This is a genomic window from Geobacillus sp. DSP4a (genome assembly GCF_013096875.1).
Classification (GTDB): Bacteria; Bacillota; Bacilli; order Bacillales; family Anoxybacillaceae; genus Geobacillus; species Geobacillus thermophilus.
In genome coordinates, this window is sequence record NZ_SDLD01000017.1 from 41,113 (window position 1) to 60,831 (window position 19,719).

A 19,719-nucleotide genomic window follows, 5' to 3' on the forward strand; every position below is an offset into this window, starting at 1 on the left:
TGACAGAGAGCCAATGGGGGTGCATGGCATTGGACGTTTTGACCGAGGAATGGATTTACCAGAAAAATTCGCAACAACTGACGGCGTTGTTATATGAGGGATTGATGGAATGTTTGGAAGAGGCCATCGCGGCCATGAAACAAAAAGACCATTGGAAAGCGAACAAACAGCTGCAAAAAGGAAACGACATCCTTCGCCGACTCGGCGCGGGATTGCGCTATGACGCGGGCATCATCGCCCATCAGTTGGATGCACTCTATAACTATATGGCGGAGCGTCTTATTGAGGCCAATATGAAAAAAGACGCTGCAGCCGTCCAAGAAGTGCTGCAGCTGACAACCACGATCGCCACGGCGTGGAACGAAGCGCTAAAAAGCGGCGTTTCGCCAGTGCAGCCAGCGCACAAACAAAAAGCAGCGGCCTACGAACAATTCATTACCTATGAGAAATAAAAAACAAAGGAGCGAATGTCCATGCGAATCAATCATAACATTCAGGCACTTAACGCCTATCGCAACTTAGCGGCCAATCAATCGAGCATTTCGAAAAACTTGGAGCGCCTCTCCTCCGGCTTGCGCATCAACCGCGCCGCTGATGACGCGGCGGGGCTTGCCATTTCGGAAAAAATGCGCTCGCAAATTCGCGGCCTGCAAATGGCAGAACGGAACGCGCTCGATGCGATTTCGATGATCCAAACGGCGGAAGGGGCGTTAAACGAAGTCCACAGCATCCTGCAGCGGATGCGCGAGCTGGCTGTGCAGGCGGCGAATGATACGAACACGGCCGAAGACCGAGAAGCGATTCAAAAGGAAATCAATCAGTTGACATCTGAAATTAACCGGATTGCCAACTCCACCGAATACAATACGAAAAAATTGCTCAATGAGTCCGTTTCCAGCCAAGCGAGAAGTGTGCAAATTGCCGCGGGCAGCTTCTCAGCAGGCAGCACAGCCATCGATGGCACAAGTCTGCAGCTAGACCCAGAAAGCACGATCGTAGCCGGGAACTATAAAGTGAAAATTGAGGACGTTGCGACGAAATCCCTTCAAAGCACAGGACCGATTGCCGGGGGCGTGCAACAAATCACGTTAGACCCGACATCCAACTTAACTGTCGGGGATACATATGGGATCAAAATCGATCAGCAAGATGTGAAAGTCATTACGAATAATCCGGAAACATCATCCGCCATTGATGCGGTATCGATTGCGCCGAACTCTCCCTTACCCGATGGCACAGTGAATTTATTGATTCGCCGTACGAACGATGTGAGTAGCTTCCAAGCAGGTGGGACTGGTTTGACGGGTGTACAACTGGCTACACCTAATGCGAATCTAGACCCATCGGATGCGTTTACCGTCCGGACAACGATCAAAGCTTCCGGTGTGCAAAAAGGAATAGCCAATGGTGTATATATTACCAATGTCAATATTGATCCGAGCACGTTTTCGTCAAAAGGGGAAGATTTCCGTCTCGTCTATGCAGAAACGTCACCATCGTCTGGCCAGTTTACCGTAACGTTACAAGATAAAAACGGAAATGATTTATCTCAAGCGGTTATTCTTGACAATAACCAGCAAAACTACGAATTTTATGACTCGTTGGGGCAAAAACTAGGTGTTTCCTTTACCACTATTTCTAATATTAACGGGGCATTGAATGGTCAGGAGGGCACTTACAACGAGTTCGATGTCAACGTGGCGTTATCGTTAGAGAAAAATGGCTCACAAATCGGAACCGCCACCATTACACCGACGGATGCGACCGCCGGCAACGTTACGATTAGTGGATCGGATGGGATTAATTACACAATCAGCCACAACGGATATGCCAACACGAACGTCAATCAAACGGCAACGTTCGGTGTGCAAAGCACGCTTGCGTATTCCACTGATGGAAGCAATTTTACAACATTTAACGCCGGTGACAATATTACGTTGAATGGCGGCATTTTCGTTGATACAGCCGACAATATCACCGACTATGCAACAGGAGATGCGACGGTACAGATCAACGTCGGCACAACGTCATCGTATACAGCCACACTGGTCGATGCATCAGGGAATGCCCTGTCTGGCGTACCGACGTTAATTGTGGGCAATAACGGTACGTACTCATTTGGCAGCGGCACAGGCGTTTCGTTTACGACGGATACACTTTCGGCTGGAACACGGACGTTTACGGTAGGGGCGACGGTCACAACGAAAGCAACGTTGAGCACGAACGGTGTCGATGTGGAAACATTAAACAACATTGCCCCGAATACGACATTGCGCTTCCATAACGGCGATCTCACGATGAACATTGGCGCGCTGACAAATGGCGAAGCTTCCTTTACGATCACAGGCGGAACGAATGACCAGTCGCTCAAAATTCAGATCGGAGCGAACGAAGGGCAAATGTTAAGCATTGGGATTGACGATATGCGGGCGTTCGCTCTGAAGCTTTCAAGCAACACCGCTGGTTCTTCGGTTTCATTTACGAACCATTTGGGGGAAACGATCACTGCCTATTACACGACTACAGCGAATGTCAATAATGGGGACGTTACGGAATACGGACTGGATGTAACGACCCATGAAAAGGCGACGGCAGCGGTGAAAGTTTATGACTATGCCATCGCCCAGGTATCGGCGCAACGTTCGAGCTTAGGTGCTGTGCAAAACCGCCTCGAACACACGATCAACAACTTAAAGACAGCTGAAGAAAACTTAACGTCATCCGAATCCCGCATCCGCGATACGGATATGGCGATGGAGATGGCGGAGTTTACGAAAAACAACATCTTAACGCAGGCGGCGCAGGCGATGCTCGCGCAGTCGAACCAGCTGCCGCAAGGGATTTTGCAACTGCTGAAAAGCTAATGGATCCGCATCGGGCGGGGCATAAACGCCTCGCCCTTTTGCTATGGTTGTGCGATAATGGGGGTAGCGAGAGGTGATGGCGATGGAAGTGCAAAAAGTGACGCGCACAGGGCTGGCGAATGTGGGCCGTAAGAATGACGTTCCGACGGAATCGGTGTCGTTCACCGAAGTCATGGCGAAAACGCGCCGCGATGTTGTATGGGAGCGAATCAACGAACAAGTCCGGCAAATCGAGGAGCAAGGGAAAAAGCTCGCCGAGTCGCGGACGGTGGAAGATTTGCGCAAATACAAGCAGCTCGTCAAGTCGTTTTTGGACGACGCCGTGAAAAACGGCCTGCAGCTGGAAGAACAGCGCGGCTTCAGCCGCGGCGGGCGGGCGCGCATTTATAAGCTCGTGAAGGAAGTCGATCAAAAGCTCGTTGAACTGACGAATGAAGTGCTGCAAAAAGAACAGCGTGGACTCGAGATTTTGCGGCTTGTCGGCGAGATTCAAGGGCTGATCATCAACATCTATACATGACCCATCGGCAGGCTGAAACGCCTCCATTGGCCATAGTGAGTCCAACATGCTACTGTGCGGCTGCATGAAAAAGCAGGAGAGCTTATATGATCAGACCAAGCCGTTTGATGTCGACAATCGGGAGGGGAAGACGATGGCGGAGTTGGCCAATTGCGCGAAGTGCGGGCGGTTGTTTGTTAAGTTATCGCCCCGTGACGTATGCGAATCGTGCTATCAAGAAGAAGAGCAGCAATTCGAACGCGTTTATGCGTTTTTGCGCAGACGGGAAAACCGCATGGCGACGATGGCGCAAGTCGTTGAGGCGACAGGTGTGGAGGAGAAGCTGATCATCAAATGGATTCGCGCGGGGCGGCTGCAGCTCGTCCATTTTCCGAATCTCGGCTATCCGTGCGACTCGTGCGGCGCGATGATCCGTGAAGGGCGGTTGTGCGCCAAGTGCCTCGGCCAACTGCAGGCTGACTTGCGGCGGGCGGAGGGAGAAAAGGAAAAAGAAGCTCGTTCCCGCCGTGCCACTTATTACATTCAGGACGATCAAGAACGCTAAACATTTTCCCTAACGTTCCGATATAAACAGTAGCGCGATGTGAACTGTGTCGGTCAAGAGAGGTGAACACGATGAAAATCCATCATATCGGTCCAATGACCGTCAACCCGTATCAACGCCAGCTCGCCAAAACGGAGCGTCTAGCGGCGGGGAAGACGAAGGGCGATCAAGTGGAGATTTCCAAAGAGGCGAAAGAGCTGCAAGAAGCGGCAAGCTGGGAACGGGCGCGGCAGGCGAAGCTGGAGGAGCTGCGCCAACAAATTGAGACCGGCGCCTACCAAGTCGACCCGCGGGCGGTCGCCAAACGGATGATCGACTATTACCGAAATCACCGATAAAGGAAGCGGATCGTGATGACATTTGCCCCACTCATTCATCTATTGCGGGCGCACAGTGAGCTTTATGAAAGCTTGTTGGCGCTGTCGAGGAGGAAGACGGAAGCGTTGAAGAAAAACGACATCGAGGCGCTGTCGGCTTTGCTTGCCGACGAACAGAAGCATATTTTGGCCATCCGCCAACTCGAGGAACGGCGGCAGCGATGGCTGAAGGAGACGCTCGGCGATGAGGCGGCGACCCTCTCCCGATGCATGGATCTGGCAAAAGGCAAGGAGCGCGAGGAGCTAAGAGAATGCCAAGCGCGGCTTCAGACGGCTGTCGCCGCGGTGGCCGAGGCGAATGAATTAAACCGCCAGCTCATTGAACAGTCGCTCCAGTTTGTCACCGCGATGATCGAGACGTTCGCCCCGACGCTGTCCACCTACAGCCGCACGCAACAATATGCCCCTTCGCCCGAGCGACCGCTGTTTGAATCGAAAGCGTAAGGAGGAAGAACGATGCTCTCGACATTCCATGGCCTTGAAGCCGCCCGACGCGGCATGATGGCCCAACAAGCCGCCTTGTACACGACAAGCCATAACATCGCCAACGCCAATACAGAAGGGTATACACGGCAGCGTGTTCAACTGCAGCCGACGCCGCCGTTCCCGACGCCCGGACTCAACCGCCCGAACATCCCGGGGCAGATGGGGACAGGAGTGGAGGCGTCGTCGGTTGAACGGGTGCGCGAATATTTCCTCGACATCCAATACCGCGGCGAAAACAGCAAGCTCGGGTACTGGGAAGCGCGCGCGGATGCGGTGGCGAAGATGGAAGATATCATGAACGAGCCGTCCGACAGCGGGTTGGCGAAAACGATGGACCAGTTTTGGCAGGCGCTGCAAGATTTGAGCACCCAGCCGGAGAACGAAGGGGCGCGCTCCGTCGTCCGCCAGCGCGGGTTGGCGGTCGTCGAGACGTTCCACTATTTATCGAATTCACTGACGCAAATCCGCACGGACATCGGCACGCAAATCGGCACGACGGTGACGGAAATCAACTCCCTTCTCAACCAAATCCGAGCCTTAAACGAACGGATCGCCGAAATCGAACCGAACGGCTATTTGCCGAACGACTTGTACGACGAGCGCGATCGGTTGATCGACGAGCTGTCGCAGTATATGGAGATCGGCGTGGAAAAGCATCCAACCGGCGGAAACGCTTTGCCCATGGCCGAAGGAACGTACGACGTTTACGTCATGAACGGGAGTGCGAAAGTGTATCTCGTTCAAGGGCGCACGGCGTCTGCCGTATCGTTTCCCGACGGCAGCGATGTCGACGGCGACGGGGTGAAGGAAATGCCCCCTGCTTCAGGCGTCAATGCGCTTGATATCAGCGAGACGACCATTTCCTTCACGGCTCTTTCCAACGGCAAGCTGCGCGGGTTGATCGAAGGATACGGCTATCAAAGCAGAACCGACGCCAGCGGCCAGCCGATCGTCAAAGGGCTGTACCCAGATATGCTGTCGAACTTGGACAAACTCGCCTATACGTTCGGCACGGTGTTCAACGCCGTTCATCAACAAGGCTACGGGTTAAACGGAAACACGAATCACCCGTTTTTTGACGGGATCAGTGCCGTAAGCGGCGCGGCGAACACGATCAAGCTCGCCGCCGACATCGACGACTTGGCGAACATCGCGGCGTCGACGAAAAGCGGGGAAACAGGGAACGGCAACAACGCCATCAACCTCGCCAACGTCCGCAGCCTGCTTCTGTCCAATGCGACCGTTTCGCTGCAAGACGGCATCTCCGTCAACTTGGCCTCCCTGAATTTGCCGCTTTCCTCAGGCACGGTCGAAACGAACTACCAAGGCTGGATCGGCCAGCTTGGCGTCGACGGCGAGCAGGCGAACCGGATGAAAACGAACAGCGAAACGCTGCGCCAGTCGGTGGAGGAAAAACGGCAGTCCGTCAGCTCCGTGTCGCTCGATGAAGAGATGATGAACATGATCAAATTCCAGCACGCCTACAACGCCGCGGCAAGGCAGATTACGGTGATTGATGAAATGCTTGATAAACTCATCAACGGCATGGGCGTCGTCGGAAGGTAGGTGAACGGTGATGCGCATTACGCAAAGCATGTTGGCGAACAATACGCTTAAGCAGATTGCCCGAAGCTACGCCAATTTGGACAAATACCAAACCCAGCTCTCGACAGGGAAAAAAATCACCCGCCCATCCGATGACCCTGTCGTCGCCATGAAAGGAATCGCCTATCGCTCGAATTTGGCGGAAGTCGAGCAGTTCAAACGCAACTTCTCGGAAGCGTACAACTGGGTGGAAAACTCCGATTCGGCGCTTGACAAGGCGACGCAGGCGCTGCAGCGCATCCGCGAGCTCACCGTGCAGGCGAGCAACGACACATACGAAGAAACGCAGCGCCAAGCGATCGCCAAAGAAGTGCGACAGTTGACCGAACATTTGGTCACGATCGCCAATACAAAAGTCGGCGACAAATACATCTTCAACGGCGCGAAAACGACGGAGCCGCCTGTGACGGTGAACCCGGACGGCACGATTTCGGTATCGGCCAGCAGCCAACAGGTGAACATTGAGCTAGCGAAAGGCATTTACATTCCGGTCAACATTCCGCCAAGCACAGCGTTTGGAGCGGGCAACGGGTTGTTTGCGGACTTGCAAAATTTAGCCGCTTCCTTGGAAAACCCGAATACGACAGGTGATGAGATCACGGGCTATTTGGACAAGCTCGACAGTCATATGACGAATTTGCTCGGCGTCCGCGCCGAACTTGGGGCGCGCATGAACCGGATCGAGCTGATGGAAGACCGCATCGACAGCCAACAAGTGATCGCGGAAAAAATGTTGTCGGACAACGAAGACGTTGACCTTGAAAAAGTCATCACCGACTTAAAAACGCAAGAAAGCGTCCACCGCGCGGCGTTGGCCGTCGGCGCGCGCGTCATTCAGCCGACGTTGGTTGACTTTTTGCGTTAAACTAGTGTAACGCCCGCCGAAAGGAGCGATGGCCATGCGCATTCCGCAGCTTAGGATGGAAGCGACGTACGCCAAGCTGGCGATCTCAAGCGAACGGGCGCGGCTTGACATCACCCAGCCGCCCGCGGAGATGACGATCGAGCAACCGCCCGCTGACATGCGCATCGCCTCCATTCCCGCCCGTCTGACGATCGACCAGACCGAGGCGTGGGCGGCGGTGAACAACAAGCACGTGTTCCAATTGCTCGAAGACGCTGCCGATGACGGACGGCAAGCCGCGCTTGATTATATGGAACGCACGGCCGTTCAAGGCGACGAGCTTATGCGCATCGAAAATGGCGGCGATCCTCTCGTGGAGCAGGCGGAGGCCAACAGCGAAGGCCCGCCGCTTGAGTTGGAGATCGCCCTCGTCCCGCCGCCGTTTAGCGTCAAGGTCGACTATGAACCGGGCAGACTCACGATCGACTGGAACACCTACACGCCGCGCATTAATGTGAAGACGCATGCGCCGATCATCCGCTGCCAGCAAGGGGCGGTCAAGATCGATCTCGCCCAGCGTCCGTCACTTCACATTGACGTCGTCATTTGAGGAACATAAGGAGGAGCAAGCATTGAACATCGACACGAAATACCACGGAACGGTGGCGGTGAAGGAAGAAGACATCATCCGCTTCCCCCACGGTCTCCCTGGATTTGCGGACGAGAAGCGGTTCGTCCTTTTGCCGCTTGCCGACACGCCGTTTGTCATCTTGCAGTCCGTCGAGACGCCCGCGCTCGGATTTGTGCTGATCGAGCCGTTTTCGTACTTTCCGGCGTACGAATTTGAACTGGATGAAGCGATGGTCGAACAGCTTGACATCGAAACCGAACGCGACGTCGCCGTGTACGTCATCTTGACGGTCGCTGACCCGTTCGACAACACGACCGCGAACTTGCAGGCGCCCGTGGTCATCAACGCCCGAAAACGAATCGGCAAGCAAGTGATCTTATCGAACACCCCGTACAAAACGAAACATCGCCTCTTCCCGGAAAAAGCGGCGACGTAAAGGAGGCGGGCGAACCATGCTTGTTTTAACGCGCAAACTCAAAGAAGCGATCCAAATCGGCGATGACATCGAAATCACCGTCCTCGCCATCCAAGGCGACCAAGTGAAACTCGGCATCAACGCGCCCAAACACATCGACATTCACCGCAAAGAAGTGTACCTCGCCATCCAAGCGGAAAACAACGCCGCCGCCGAAGCGCACGAAGCCTCGCTCGCCGAACTGACCGCCAAGCTGAAACAATGGAAACATCCATAACGCCGAAGCGCCCAAACGGCGCTTTTTTCGCTCCAACGACAAAAAAATTAAATTTCCCTATTAAACTTCCAAAAAACGCGCCGATATAAAAAGTGAGCGCGGCATATGGCGAAAGGCGGCCGACTTTCGCCATAGCCCCGCCGTTCCACAAGGACGTGGAAAACATCATTTCAAGGAGGAAGAGAACATGAGAATCAACCACAACATTGCGGCGTTGAATACGTATCGGCAGTTGACGACCAATACGACGAACGCATCCAAATCGATTGAAAAACTTTCGTCTGGCCTCCGCATCAATCGCGCCGGCGATGACGCCGCAGGTCTAGCGATTTCGGAAAAAATGCGCGGCCAAATTCGCGGGTTGGAGCAAGCGAGCCGCAACGCTCAAGACGGCATTTCGCTCATCCAAACGGCAGAAGGAGCGTTAAATGAAGTACACTCCATCCTGCAACGGATGCGCGAACTGGCGACGCAAGCGGCCAACAGCACCAATACGCAAGCAGACCGCGAGCAATTGCAAAAAGAATTTAACCAACTGACGTCTGAAATCAACCGGATCGGCAATACGACGGAATTCAACACGCAAAAATTGTTGAACGGCAATGTGAGCGGCGCGAGCCCGATTAAACTGCAAATTGGGGCGAATACAAATCAATCGTTTGAAATTAAAATTTTCGACATGCGCGCCCAAGCGCTTGGATTGGCTGGCGCATCTGGTGCATCTGCCAACACTATCGGTGCAGCTACTACGGCAAACGGTACATCGGTATCCTCCGTATTGTCTGGAGGCATTGCAAATGCTAAATTTGCTGGAGGAACGGCGAACCAATTGACAGATGTCAGCAGTGCAGGCACTCCTGAATATGCTTTAGATATCATGTCTTTCAGCGGCGCAACGGCGGCGATTTCGAAAATCGACATCGCGATCAACACGGTTTCGACGGAGCGCGCCCGCCTCGGTTCTTATCAAAACCGTTTAGAGCATACGATCAACAACTTGGATACGTCGGCGGAAAACTTGACAGCGGCGGAATCACGCATCCGCGACGTCGATATGGCGAAAGAAATGATGGAATTTACGAAACAAAACATTCTCACCCAAGCGGCCCAATCGATGCTGGCCCAAGCGAACCAACAGCCGCAGAGCGTGCTTCAGCTGTTGCGATAAAGGAAAAGCGAAAGGCCTCTTCTCGTGTAATCGAGAGGGGCCTTTTCAATTAGGGGAAGCGCTGGAATGATTTTTCTGTTTGATTCGCTTCACATCGACAAAATGAAACCGATAATAATAGTAGAGGATGTCGAATGATCACGAAACAATCTCGTTTAGGAGAGTGCGAGACATGCAGCTCAACATTTTCGGACAAACGTTTGAATATCGCAATGATCGATCAGAGCTTGAAGCGATGTTGCAAAAAATCTTTTCCATGGTTGCCGAGGCGGATCGGCAATTGAGCCATCTCGTTATCGATGGCGTCGAAGTGTACGACGAGATGGAGGCTTATATCGAAGAGAGAATCGATTCCATCCGTACGATTGACGTTGTGGCGGTGACGATCGAAGAATATATACGGGATGTTTTCCAGACAATGCATTCGTATTTGACACGTGCCCTGCCAGAGATTGAGCGTATCATCGATGAATTTTATCAAACCCCTTCCGAACATACATGGATCCGATTTGAGCAAATGCTGGAAGGAATCCAATGGATCGATCAAGCCCTTTATTGGCTCGCCGAACATTCGTACGATCAGATGGATCGTCAGACGCTCGTCCACATCCGGGAAACGTTGGCGGAACAATTGCGGCAATTGCTTCAAGCTGTAGAAGCAGGAGACACGATTTTGATCGCCGACTTGATCCAATATGAAGTCAAGCCGTTATGGAAAGACATTATGGAGCACGTAAAAGTCAATGTCGTGAACTAAACGCAGACAGCAAAGGCAGTGAACAGAGTTGAGCATCTACAGAGGAAAAAAAATCTTGATTATTGGCGGTACGGGAACGATTGGACAACATCTCACCAAAACACTGTTGCAGCATGAACCGAACGTCATTCGCATTTTTAGCCGCGATGAGCATAAACAGTTTGAACTGGCGCAGCAATTTAAACATTCAAAGGTGCTTCGTTATTTAATTGGCGATGTCCGCGACGAAGCGCGTGTGCTGCGGGCGATGGAAGACATTGACTACGTCTTTCATCTTGCCGCCATGAAGCATGTTCCGGCTTGTGAATACAATCCGTTTGAAGCGGTGAAAACGAACATTATTGGCACGCAAAATGTCATTCAAGCCGCTTTGAAAGCCGGAGTGAAAAAAGTGTTATTTACAAGCACGGATAAGGCCATTTCGCCAACGAACACGTACGGCGCAACAAAACTGGCGGCGGAACGATTAATCGCGGCGACCGAATATCAAAAAGGGCCGAAACAAACGATTTTCTCCGCGGTGCGTTTTGGCAATGTCATGGGTTCGCGTGGTTCGGTCATTCCGTTGTTTAAAAAACAAATTTTAGAGGATCGGGAAGTGACCGTCACCCATATGGACATGCTTCGTTACATGATGACGCCGTCGCAAGCCATTTCTCTCATCTTAAAAGCCAACGAACTGGCCGTGGGCGGAGAAGTGTTCGTGCTGAAAATGCCGGTGGTGGCGCTAAGGGATTTAGTTGAGGTGATGATTGAGGAAGTCTCAAAAAAATATCACATTACCGAAACGATTAAAATCAAAGAAATTGGCTTGCGTCCAGGGGAAAAAATGTACGAAGAGCTCATGACAGAAGACGAAGCGCATGCGGCATGGGAGACGGAAGACATGTATGTGATCGGGCCTCCTTTCGGCTGGAAGCCGCATGCCTATCCGAAAGAATGGAACATCCGCCCGTGTCAAAATCCGTTTCAAGGCGAGATGATTGATAAAGAAACATTGCGCCGTTGGATTTTGGCAGAAGGCTTAATATAGGGGAAAACCGTGAGTGATTAGGAGATGAGCATCATGTTGTTGGCAGAGAATCAACGATTTTTGCAAAGCCACTATCCATCCATTTGGCAGCTATGGAATCAAATCCAGCATGAGCAAGTTTGGCCGCAATATGAAATCATCCCGTCCCATGCTGGTCTGCCGACGATTCAAGTTCATGTGGATGGACGCCCTCTGTATTTGCACAGCAAATACAACCCGGAGCAAGAAGCCGAGCGCCTCGTCCAACAGCTCAAAGACAAAATCGAACAACACGACCATCTTTTCTTTTACGGCATCGGGCTCGGATACCATGTAGAAAAAATCTTATCTATGTTTCCATATAAGGCGTTCACGATTTATGAACCGAATCCATGGATCTTTTTTCGCTTTCTATCATACAAACGGATGACAGAATGGCCGATTCAGCGGCTTCGCTATCTTTATGTGGAAACGGACGAGGCTTCGCGCAGGCAGTTTTTTGCCGAGTTTGCGAACGCGCTCGAGACGAATGTGTTGCTCATTACGTTGCCGAGCTATGAGCGTATTTTCGCCGATCCATTTCAACAATTTGTCCGACAGTTTCGTGATTTGATGCAGTCGAAGCGCATCAATTTGGCGACAGAATTTGCATTTGGAAAACGTTGGACATTGAACAGTGTGATGAATTTGCCGACAACGTTGAGATCGCCGAGCATTTTCAGCCGAAAAGAACATTTTCGTTCCAAACCGGTCTTGCTCGTTGCGGCTGGGCCGTCGCTGCAAGAGGAATATGACAATCTTCGCTACATAAAGGAAAATGGGCTAGCCTACATTTTTGCTGTCGGATCGGCGAATCGAGCGCTAGTGGCGAACGGCATCCTGCCCGACGCTGTTTGCACGTATGATCCACAGGCTCATAATTTCGCTGTGTTTTGGGACATGATTGACAAAGGGATCGACGCCAACGTGCCGATGATTTATGGGACGAGCGTCGGATACGAAACGATTCAAAAATACAAGGGACCAAAGTTTTACGCCGTCACATCCCAAGATACCGTAACGCCATACTATCTTGACAGCCTTGACCGTAGCGAAGTGATAGACGATGCGTTTTCGATCGCCATTATTACGTTGCAAATATTGGCGAAGTTGGAGGCGAATCCGGTCATTCTTGTCGGGCAAAATTTCGCCTTTCGCGACAATTACTATTATGCGAAAGAAATCAAACGGGGAGAAAAGCAGACCGCTGAAGTGCTCGAACATGAGCGGCGCGGCCTCATGCAAGTGAAGGACGTATACGGCCGCCTTGTCACGACGAATGAATCGCTCAACCAAATGCGGCTGTTGATGGAGCACTATATCCAGAAGTATGCTCAGATCGAAGTCATCAACACAACAAAAGGCGGTGCGGATATTTCTGGCGCGCCATTTCTTCCGCTGGAGGCCGTCATCCAAAACCGGTTGACGAAGAAAGTCGTGAATGAAAACTGGCATGCCGGCCAAGAACGCAACCCGACGCAAGGGATGGAAGACAAAATCGGGAACATGAAGCGCGCGATGACCGATTTCATCAAGAGATACCATGAGCTCGAAGCAATGTTTCACGAGTTGGAGCAGGCTGCTATTCGAAAAAAAGAAGACAAATTGCTCAAATTATTCGCCCGCTTCGATGAACGGTTTCGCCGCTTGACCCAAAACGACTTTTTTGACGTGTACATACGGCCTGTTGTTCGCGTCTATACGGAAATGTTGCAAAAAGAAGCGCACAAAATCCGAGAAGAGCAAGATCCGATTGTGAAGGCGGACAAAGTGGTCCGGTCGTTCCGCAGCTATTTGCATCTATGCCAGCAAGTCTATAACGAAATGGCGCCGTTGGTGCAAACCTATCTGCACCCCGCCCTGAAACAGAAGGACGATGGCTGGAAGAGACTCGAAAGCACGTCTAGTGAATTTCACTATAGCGGCCAATGGCGCAAAAAAGAAATCAAAATTCAAAAACAACCTTCAATGGAATCTGATGTGATCGGCGCGTATTACGAAACGAACGAACCGAATGCGGCGATTCAATTCAAGTTTAAAGGAACGGCGATTCGGGTGATTGGGGGGAGGCATGCGGATTGCTCGGATCAATTGCAAATGATGATTGGTGGCTATAAAAGAAAGTTTTCCGCTAAGGATAGAGGAGTAGGAGGGCGATTTTCTCCGCAATTTGAACAGGTTTTATTTCAAATATCTGGTTTAAAAGAAGAGATACACGATGTTGAGATGAAGCTGGTTGATGATGAAGCTTTTATTTTTCAGCGAATAGAAGTCAGGGGTTAAAAATACCTGATTCTTAGGAAGTGAAAAACGAATATTCTTGCACATAGAATGTTGATGGGAGGATGGGATAGGGTGAGCCTGAAAATGTTTTATGGACTAATATCTATTTGCGGATTAAATACCACCTTTGCAAAAGCTTTTAGAGAAAAGGGATACGATACTAAGTCTGTCTCATTTTTAAAACATTACTTTGAAAAAGCTGATATTGACTTTGATATTAATAAATTTACTAAACATGAAAAAATAGCAATTCGTCAAAAAATATTCGAAGAACATAAAGATCACTACGATATTTTTCATTTCTTTTTTGCCCACACATTTTTATATGACCAGAAAGATTTGACTTATTTGTCTTCTAAAGGAAAAAAATTATTTATGCACCACAATGGAACTGATGTAAGGCGACCTAGTGTATTGGAGAAATTTAATCCGTATGCGAGATTGATGTATAAAGATTTTTTGGTGAATGAGGATGAGGTAGTTAAATACATAAAAAATTGCGCTGAATGGATTCCTGTATCAATTGTACAAGATTTAGAACTGGCCGAATATGTGCAACCCTTCTATGATTACGTAGAAATACTACCTTTACCAATAGATTTGGGATTGGATAAATATAGTATTGAAAATTATGATTATGAACCAATTACTTCAACGCGAAAGAGAAGATTGAAAATTATGCATGCTCCGACAAATCGAACATTTAAAGGAACAGACTATATTGTTGATACTATAAAGAAAGTATGTTTGAAGAGAAACGATATCGAATTTATTTTAATCGAGAATCAAAATCATAATGATTTTCTCAAAGAGCTAGCCAAAGGAGATATTATTATTGATCATCTATTATACGGGACTTACGGAATGTTATCGATTGAAGCAATGGCGCTAAAAAAGCCAGTCATTACTTATATCAACGATTTTGTTAAAAAAGGTTATCCTCATGATCTACCTATTATATCCGCGACGATAGATAATCTTGAAGAGGTTATTGACCAATTAGTAGATGATAAAGAAAAAATGATTTATGCAGGCGAACAAGGAAGAAAATATGTAGAGGAGTACCACGACTTAGAGAAGGTTGTTTTGCCAAGGCTCATAGATATATATAGAAAATATTGTTAGGTCCTTCATTTGGTGTATAATTTTATTTTGTATATTTTGTAAAAAATGAAATGTATCAAAGACTATACCTGCCCTAAAAGGGATGCGACTTCCAAATGTGATTTAATCCGGATCGTCATTACAAAGTGTACCTGACAAAAAAGATGATCATGATAATGGAAGCCAAAACAGCACTTATTCTAGTTATTTTGGACAACATTACTATCATGTTTCCCTTTAAAAATCAAGTACATCTTTTGGTAATGAACCTTTAATCCGTCTAACAGTGATGATTTTTCTATTCATGCGAGAGACTATATAAGGTGTAATATTGCTTGATTCTGTTTGCTCTCCATACAAATCGACTTTGATGTCACGTGGGAGAGAGTGGCTGAATGTAGAAACACTTCAACTAAGCAACGCATTGTTATTCATTCAGAAGATACGTTAATTTCCTCGCTTTATCTTGTAAATGTACATGGAAGGAAAGGGAGCAAAATGATAGGGAGATATAAGGTGCAAAAAAAAATTTTGAATTTATTTACATGTTTGATGGACGATAAAGACCAAATATTGATTTGGGGAGCGGGAGAACATACTGTTGCTTTGTTAGGGTTTCTGAGAGAAAAAAATATTTCGCTCCATTCTATCCGAGGGATTGTTTCTTCTTATAAAGAATATGATCAAATAATGGGAATCCCAGTATACTCGCTTCAAGAGGCTCTTGATTGGATTGATCATATTAAATACATTGTTGTTTCCTCACACTCTTTTCAAAATGAAATTTTGTCGGAATTAGAGAAAAATGGATTACGCTCTAAGGCGTTCGTTTTGTATGATACGGAGAAGTTTGATCCATTGTTTTATTGGAAAGTAGGAAAACAGCTGTATTACAACTATGAAGATATTCCTGAGGAACAAATTATTCATGAGGTAAAGCTAGACAATATTGAATTTAAAATGTTGCTTAACATAAGGGAGTTTATCCAAAACACCATTTACAATTACGGGTATTATGAGGAAAAGGAAACTCGATTTTTATCACAACAAATTCAGCTTGGCCAGACGGTTTTTGACTTAGGTGCGAATGTCGGTTATTATACTTTAATGTTTGCCCGAAGAGTTGGAAATAGTGGGATAGTCCATTGTTTTGAGCCGGATCGCAAAAACTTTAGACAACTGGTGGATAATATCTATTTGAATCAATTGTCAAATGTGGTGGCTAATCAAGTCGCTGTTTCGAATGCTAATGGTTATATGACTTTGTATTCTAACTCTGATGAGAATGGAGGAATGAAATCAATTGTGCAGCAATTTGAACACGTTTATGACCGAGAAAAGGTAGAAACTATCTGCTTGGATGATTATGTTAAACAAAACGCGATTGATAAAGTAGATTTTATTAAAGTTGATATTGAAGGAGCAGAAATGCTTGCTTTTCAGGGAGCTGAACATCTCCTCTCATCTTCCAAAGCACCAGATATTATGTTAGAAATTAATCCTATTTGTTTATCAAGATTAGGATTTTCCGATATAGAGCTTCAGAAGTTGTTAATTGACTATGGATATAAAATATACTTGATAGAAGATAATGGCACGTTAAAGCATATTCCATCGGAAATCGAAACGAGGAAGTCTATTAATGTCTTTGCGACAAAAAAAGATTATTGAGTTAAAGGGTGTTAATTATGAAAAAGTTGAGAGTGGCAGTCTTGTCAGACCATCCAAGCAATAAAGATCCTAGAATATGGAGAATGACAAAAACCTTGGTGGAATTAGGATATGAAGCGACGCTCTTTTGTCAAAAAGAAAAAGGCGATCGAGAGTATGATTATGAAGACAATATTCATATTAGGAGAGTATTAGATTATAAGTTAGGCACCTCAGTGTTAATTGATAAATATTTAATAGCACATTTTCAATTAAGAGACGCTTTGCTGAAGGAGGAACGCTTTGATATTTTCCATTGCCATGACCCAGAGACGTGGCCAATTGGATATTTAATGGCTAGGGAACAAAAGGCAAAGTGGATAGCAGATTCACACGAGTATTTTCCAGACTATATTGAAAAGCGAAATTATGGGGATGATATAAATAAATATAATACTGCTGTTCAATTAGGAAAAAATCGCGGGAATTATATAAGGTTTGCAGACGGGGTTATAGCTGTTAGTGAAGAAATGTTACATGTTCTTTCCAATGAGTATTCTCTCACCTGCCCTAGGACGGTGATTTTTAATACTCGTTATTCCTCACATATAATGACCAAATCCAAACAAAAAACACGCCAAGAGCTTGGTCTCAGTGAAGAGTTTAAATATTTTGTGTTTGCCGGAAACATTATGCCAGATCGAGGCATTGATACGATTATTGAAATGATTAAGATGATGCCAGACCACTTTCGCCTTATTATTATTGGTGATGGTTTATTGGATGATTATGTAAAAGAAGAACATAAACAATCTCATAAGATTATATATTTAGGTAGATTAGAATACATAGATTTAATTAAATATGTTTATGCTTGTGATGGTTACTTGTATTTTCCGCATCACTATGGAGAAAATGTATTGAGAAATTACAAATACGCTATTCCGAATAAATTATTCGATGCTATCTTTTCTGATATTCCTTTTTTTACATATGATGGGTTTGCTTTCTCTGAGATTGTCAAAAAATTTCGTGTAGGGGTTACTTATCCAATTGGGAAGGACATAGCGTCTATTACTGATGATATTGTTAATAAGTTAAATAACAATGCTTTTGCGAAAGAATCTTTCGAACAGGCCAAAATATACTATTCATGGGAAAATCAGAAATATAAGTTGGATAGTTTATACAAGGATATTTTTAGAGAGGAACTTAAATCTCACATTTCGCACCCTAACAAGGTCAAAACAAAGGATTTTTTATTTAGTTTTTCAGAATAACTTTTTGACCAACACGACGAGCGATGGCTATCCTTTTTTTACCATCGCTGGTCGTTCCGTATGACGTTACACGTAAATGCTCTCATCCAGCCCCAACCCCTGCAGAATCCTTCGTTGTTCAGGGGTGAGGGAGCGATCCAGTGAGCGTTGGATGCGTCCATCCGGCAGCTCCAGGAGGACGACGTTCACATATTGAAACAGCTGGAAAATCGCCTGCCCCGTCGGTCGGGTCAGCTTGCGGCCTCCGGCGCCCTTTAATGGGTGTTCGGGTGTGATGAACTGGCGCACCCGGCGCTGAAAGACGCGGTAAATGGCCAAGGCCAAGAGAAACAAATAGCCCAATACCGCAACTCGTTCTGGCTTTTTGACATAGATCTCATCCGTGAAAAAAGGGTCTTTCAAAAAAGCGAAGTTCATTTCCACCGAGATCTGCCCTTTATACAGCTTCAAGATCTCTTGGGCATCCATGGGTTGGCCCTTCCATTCCTTCGGAACGGTCGTGACGAGGACAAACCGGGACGCTTTCCGTCTTGCCTGTTCCCACGCGTCTTGGTCGAATTCGACGTCAAGGTGCAAGAAATACAGCGTCTCCACCTCGGGTTCCGCCCCTTTTTTCGGCCGTCCGCGCCGTTTTTTCAGGCGTACGGTCTCTTCGACCGCGGCCTCAACCCGATGAAACCGGGGGCGAAGGGACGCCTTGAGGGACGCCTTGAGGGACGCCAAGGCTTGTTCGGCATCTTCCCGGCACGAGAAAGGGTGACGCTCCCAACGGGCTTGTTCCTCGCGAAGAAGCTCCGCTTCTTTGGTTCGTTCTTTTTCAAGCGTCTTTCCTTTTCGCTGGTCGAGCGCGCTCGATTCAACAACGATCAGCCGAACGGGGTGGCCTTCATACGTCGAGGCCGTTTCCCATACCCGGTACGTGGCGCCGTTTCTCTCCGCCAACGTAAAGGGATCGCTCCACGTCGTGTCCTCAGCATCCGCTTCGGCCAGCGCGGTTTTCACGATCCGGAGCGACGAAGGGCCTCTGGTGATCAAAAAGGCGTTGGCCGCTTTGGTTTGCGCCAGGGTCTCTTTCGTCATCGCGGCGGAATCGGCCACGTAAATCCATTCGTCTTCGATTTTGGCCTGCTTCAGCTGTTCATGGACACGAGACAGCACCTCGGGATTCCATGTTTTGTCCGGCAGGTTGCCGTCGTGCACATCGCCGTAAAACGGGATGCCGTCCTCGTTGCCGACCAGTCCGAAACCGATCTGTTTTTGCCAACGATGATGGCGGTTGTAGCCATGTGTGATCTGCAAAGCCTCTAATGAGGCCGATTCATACGCGCCGTAAACCGTCTTGTCCGTCGTATCGGCGTGAAAGGCTCGGAGGGAAAGGCCTTCTTTGCGATAAATGTGAATCAAGCAAGTGCTGATCACCTTGTGAATATCCGCCTCATACAAGCGGTCGAGATGACGAGCCAAGGCATCGTCGTTCAACCAGGAAGGATGGAGACCGGGACGGATGAGTTTCTCTAGATCGATCTCCTGAGCCCATCGTTCCACGTGAACGAGGGCTTGCCGGCCGTCAAACATATTGTAGATGATGGCCTGAACGGCATCGCTGACTCGAGTCTGGCACTGTGGATCAACGGGAACGAGATGGTCAATCAATTGGGGCAGGCCCAGTTTCTTGAATAGTGTAAATTAGCACATTATTTCAGAATCACTTTTTCAAATTATTTCAGATGGATTCTGAAATAATGTGCAAAATTTTTGCGGATTGTTCCGGATTTTGCACATTCTTTCGGAACGTTTGCACGCTCTTTCAGATGAAGATTTCCAGCGCGCCTGATGGACCGATGGAAAAGAGAAAGCACAAAA

At 48.1% G+C, this 19,719-nt stretch carries 18 protein-coding genes and 1 pseudogene; 18 read left to right on the forward strand and 1 reads right to left on the reverse strand.

Features of this window, described 5'->3' with window-relative positions:
• Positions 1-29: 29 nt before the first annotated feature.
• The 18 genes from fliS (at position 30) to ETC02_RS07925 (ending at position 17,856) form a co-directional block, all read left to right on the forward strand.
• Complete coding sequence (gene fliS, locus ETC02_RS07840; protein ID WP_063210732.1) at positions 30-452, forward strand: flagellar export chaperone FliS; 423 nt, start codon at positions 30-32, stop codon at positions 450-452.
• A gap of 21 nt (positions 453-473) precedes the next feature.
• Positions 474-2,864: a flagellin N-terminal helical domain-containing protein gene (locus ETC02_RS07845; RefSeq protein WP_063210688.1), complete on the forward strand. Its 2,391-nt coding sequence runs from the start codon at positions 474-476 to the stop codon at positions 2,862-2,864.
• Positions 2,865-2,946: 82 nt separating this feature from the next.
• Positions 2,947-3,384, forward strand: coding sequence for a YaaR family protein (locus ETC02_RS07850; RefSeq protein WP_025949800.1), 438 nt, complete (start codon positions 2,947-2,949; stop codon positions 3,382-3,384).
• A gap of 133 nt (positions 3,385-3,517) precedes the next feature.
• Positions 3,518-3,928, forward strand: coding sequence for a TIGR03826 family flagellar region protein (locus ETC02_RS07855; RefSeq protein ID WP_063210734.1), 411 nt, complete (start codon positions 3,518-3,520; stop codon positions 3,926-3,928).
• Positions 3,929-3,999: 71 nt separating this feature from the next.
• Complete coding sequence (gene flgM / locus ETC02_RS07860; RefSeq protein ID WP_171698172.1) at positions 4,000-4,266, forward strand: flagellar biosynthesis anti-sigma factor FlgM; 267 nt, start codon at positions 4,000-4,002, stop codon at positions 4,264-4,266.
• Between the two features lie 15 nt (positions 4,267-4,281).
• Entirely contained in the window at positions 4,282-4,749 is a 468-nt protein-coding gene (locus ETC02_RS07865) for a flagellar protein FlgN (protein ID WP_063210692.1), read from the forward strand.
• Positions 4,750-4,761: 12 nt separating this feature from the next.
• Positions 4,762-6,357: a flagellar hook-associated protein FlgK gene (gene flgK, locus ETC02_RS07870; RefSeq protein WP_063210694.1), complete on the forward strand. Its 1,596-nt coding sequence runs from the start codon at positions 4,762-4,764 to the stop codon at positions 6,355-6,357.
• 10 nt (positions 6,358-6,367) lie between these two features.
• Positions 6,368-7,261 (forward strand): flagellar hook-associated protein FlgL, encoded by an 894-nt coding sequence (gene flgL / locus ETC02_RS07875; RefSeq protein ID WP_171698176.1) that lies wholly within the window; start codon positions 6,368-6,370, stop codon positions 7,259-7,261.
• 34 nt (positions 7,262-7,295) lie between these two features.
• Positions 7,296-7,850, forward strand: a complete 555-nt coding sequence (locus ETC02_RS07880; protein ID WP_171698173.1) for a DUF6470 family protein — start codon at positions 7,296-7,298, stop codon at positions 7,848-7,850.
• 22 nt (positions 7,851-7,872) lie between these two features.
• Positions 7,873-8,307 (forward strand): flagellar assembly protein FliW, encoded by a 435-nt coding sequence (gene fliW, locus ETC02_RS07885; RefSeq protein WP_063210700.1) that lies wholly within the window; start codon positions 7,873-7,875, stop codon positions 8,305-8,307.
• A 16-nt stretch (positions 8,308-8,323) separates the two neighbouring features.
• Positions 8,324-8,563, forward strand: coding sequence for a carbon storage regulator CsrA (csrA, locus tag ETC02_RS07890; protein ID WP_063210702.1), 240 nt, complete (start codon positions 8,324-8,326; stop codon positions 8,561-8,563).
• Between the two features lie 187 nt (positions 8,564-8,750).
• Positions 8,751-9,731: a flagellin N-terminal helical domain-containing protein gene (locus ETC02_RS07895; protein WP_062898961.1), complete on the forward strand. Its 981-nt coding sequence runs from the start codon at positions 8,751-8,753 to the stop codon at positions 9,729-9,731.
• 172 nt (positions 9,732-9,903) lie between these two features.
• Complete coding sequence (locus ETC02_RS07900) at positions 9,904-10,488, forward strand: hypothetical protein (protein WP_062898960.1); 585 nt, start codon at positions 9,904-9,906, stop codon at positions 10,486-10,488.
• Between the two features lie 28 nt (positions 10,489-10,516).
• Positions 10,517-11,521: a UDP-N-acetylglucosamine 4,6-dehydratase family protein gene (locus ETC02_RS07905; protein WP_062898959.1), complete on the forward strand. Its 1,005-nt coding sequence runs from the start codon at positions 10,517-10,519 to the stop codon at positions 11,519-11,521.
• A 33-nt stretch (positions 11,522-11,554) separates the two neighbouring features.
• A complete protein-coding gene (locus tag ETC02_RS07910; RefSeq protein ID WP_062898958.1) occupies positions 11,555-13,822 on the forward strand; it encodes a motility associated factor glycosyltransferase family protein in 2,268 nt (755 codons plus the stop codon).
• Between the two features lie 72 nt (positions 13,823-13,894).
• The gene (locus tag ETC02_RS07915) at positions 13,895-14,947 is read left to right on the forward strand and encodes a glycosyltransferase family protein (RefSeq protein WP_156484090.1); all 1,053 of its coding nucleotides are present in this window, start codon (positions 13,895-13,897) and stop codon (positions 14,945-14,947) included.
• Positions 14,948-15,442: 495 nt separating this feature from the next.
• Entirely contained in the window at positions 15,443-16,597 is a 1,155-nt protein-coding gene (locus ETC02_RS18365) for an FkbM family methyltransferase (protein WP_171698174.1), read from the forward strand.
• 17 nt (positions 16,598-16,614) lie between these two features.
• On the forward strand, positions 16,615-17,856 hold the full coding sequence (locus ETC02_RS07925; RefSeq protein WP_171698175.1) for a glycosyltransferase: 1,242 nt from the start codon (positions 16,615-16,617) through the stop codon (positions 17,854-17,856).
• Between the two features lie 66 nt (positions 17,857-17,922).
• Here ETC02_RS07925 and ETC02_RS07930 read toward each other — a convergent pair.
• Positions 17,923-19,536: pseudogene (locus tag ETC02_RS07930) on the reverse strand (IS1634 family transposase); the annotation flags it as partial.
• Between the last annotated feature and the right edge of the window lie 183 nt (positions 19,537-19,719).

What these genes read in the sequence shown, in the direction of transcription:
- ETC02_RS07880 (WP_171698173.1), top strand. Translation starts at nt 7,296, where the DNA reads ATGCGCATTCCGCAGCTTAGGATGGAAGCGACGTACGCCAAGCTGGCG.
- flgM (WP_171698172.1), top strand. Translation starts at nt 4,000, where the DNA reads ATGAAAATCCATCATATCGGTCCAATGACCGTCAACCCGTATCAACGC.
- ETC02_RS07925 (WP_171698175.1), top strand. Translation starts at nt 16,615, where the DNA reads ATGAAAAAGTTGAGAGTGGCAGTCTTGTCAGACCATCCAAGCAATAAA.
- csrA (WP_063210702.1), top strand. Translation starts at nt 8,324, where the DNA reads ATGCTTGTTTTAACGCGCAAACTCAAAGAAGCGATCCAAATCGGCGAT.
- ETC02_RS07850 (WP_025949800.1), top strand. Translation starts at nt 2,947, where the DNA reads ATGGAAGTGCAAAAAGTGACGCGCACAGGGCTGGCGAATGTGGGCCGT.
- ETC02_RS07855 (WP_063210734.1), top strand. Translation starts at nt 3,518, where the DNA reads ATGGCGGAGTTGGCCAATTGCGCGAAGTGCGGGCGGTTGTTTGTTAAG.
- flgL (WP_171698176.1), top strand. Translation starts at nt 6,368, where the DNA reads ATGCGCATTACGCAAAGCATGTTGGCGAACAATACGCTTAAGCAGATT.
- ETC02_RS07865 (WP_063210692.1), top strand. Translation starts at nt 4,282, where the DNA reads ATGACATTTGCCCCACTCATTCATCTATTGCGGGCGCACAGTGAGCTT.
- ETC02_RS07910 (WP_062898958.1), top strand. Translation starts at nt 11,555, where the DNA reads ATGTTGTTGGCAGAGAATCAACGATTTTTGCAAAGCCACTATCCATCC.
- ETC02_RS07895 (WP_062898961.1), top strand. Translation starts at nt 8,751, where the DNA reads ATGAGAATCAACCACAACATTGCGGCGTTGAATACGTATCGGCAGTTG.
- flgK (WP_063210694.1), top strand. Translation starts at nt 4,762, where the DNA reads ATGCTCTCGACATTCCATGGCCTTGAAGCCGCCCGACGCGGCATGATG.
- ETC02_RS07900 (WP_062898960.1), top strand. Translation starts at nt 9,904, where the DNA reads ATGCAGCTCAACATTTTCGGACAAACGTTTGAATATCGCAATGATCGA.
- ETC02_RS07845 (WP_063210688.1), top strand. Translation starts at nt 474, where the DNA reads ATGCGAATCAATCATAACATTCAGGCACTTAACGCCTATCGCAACTTA.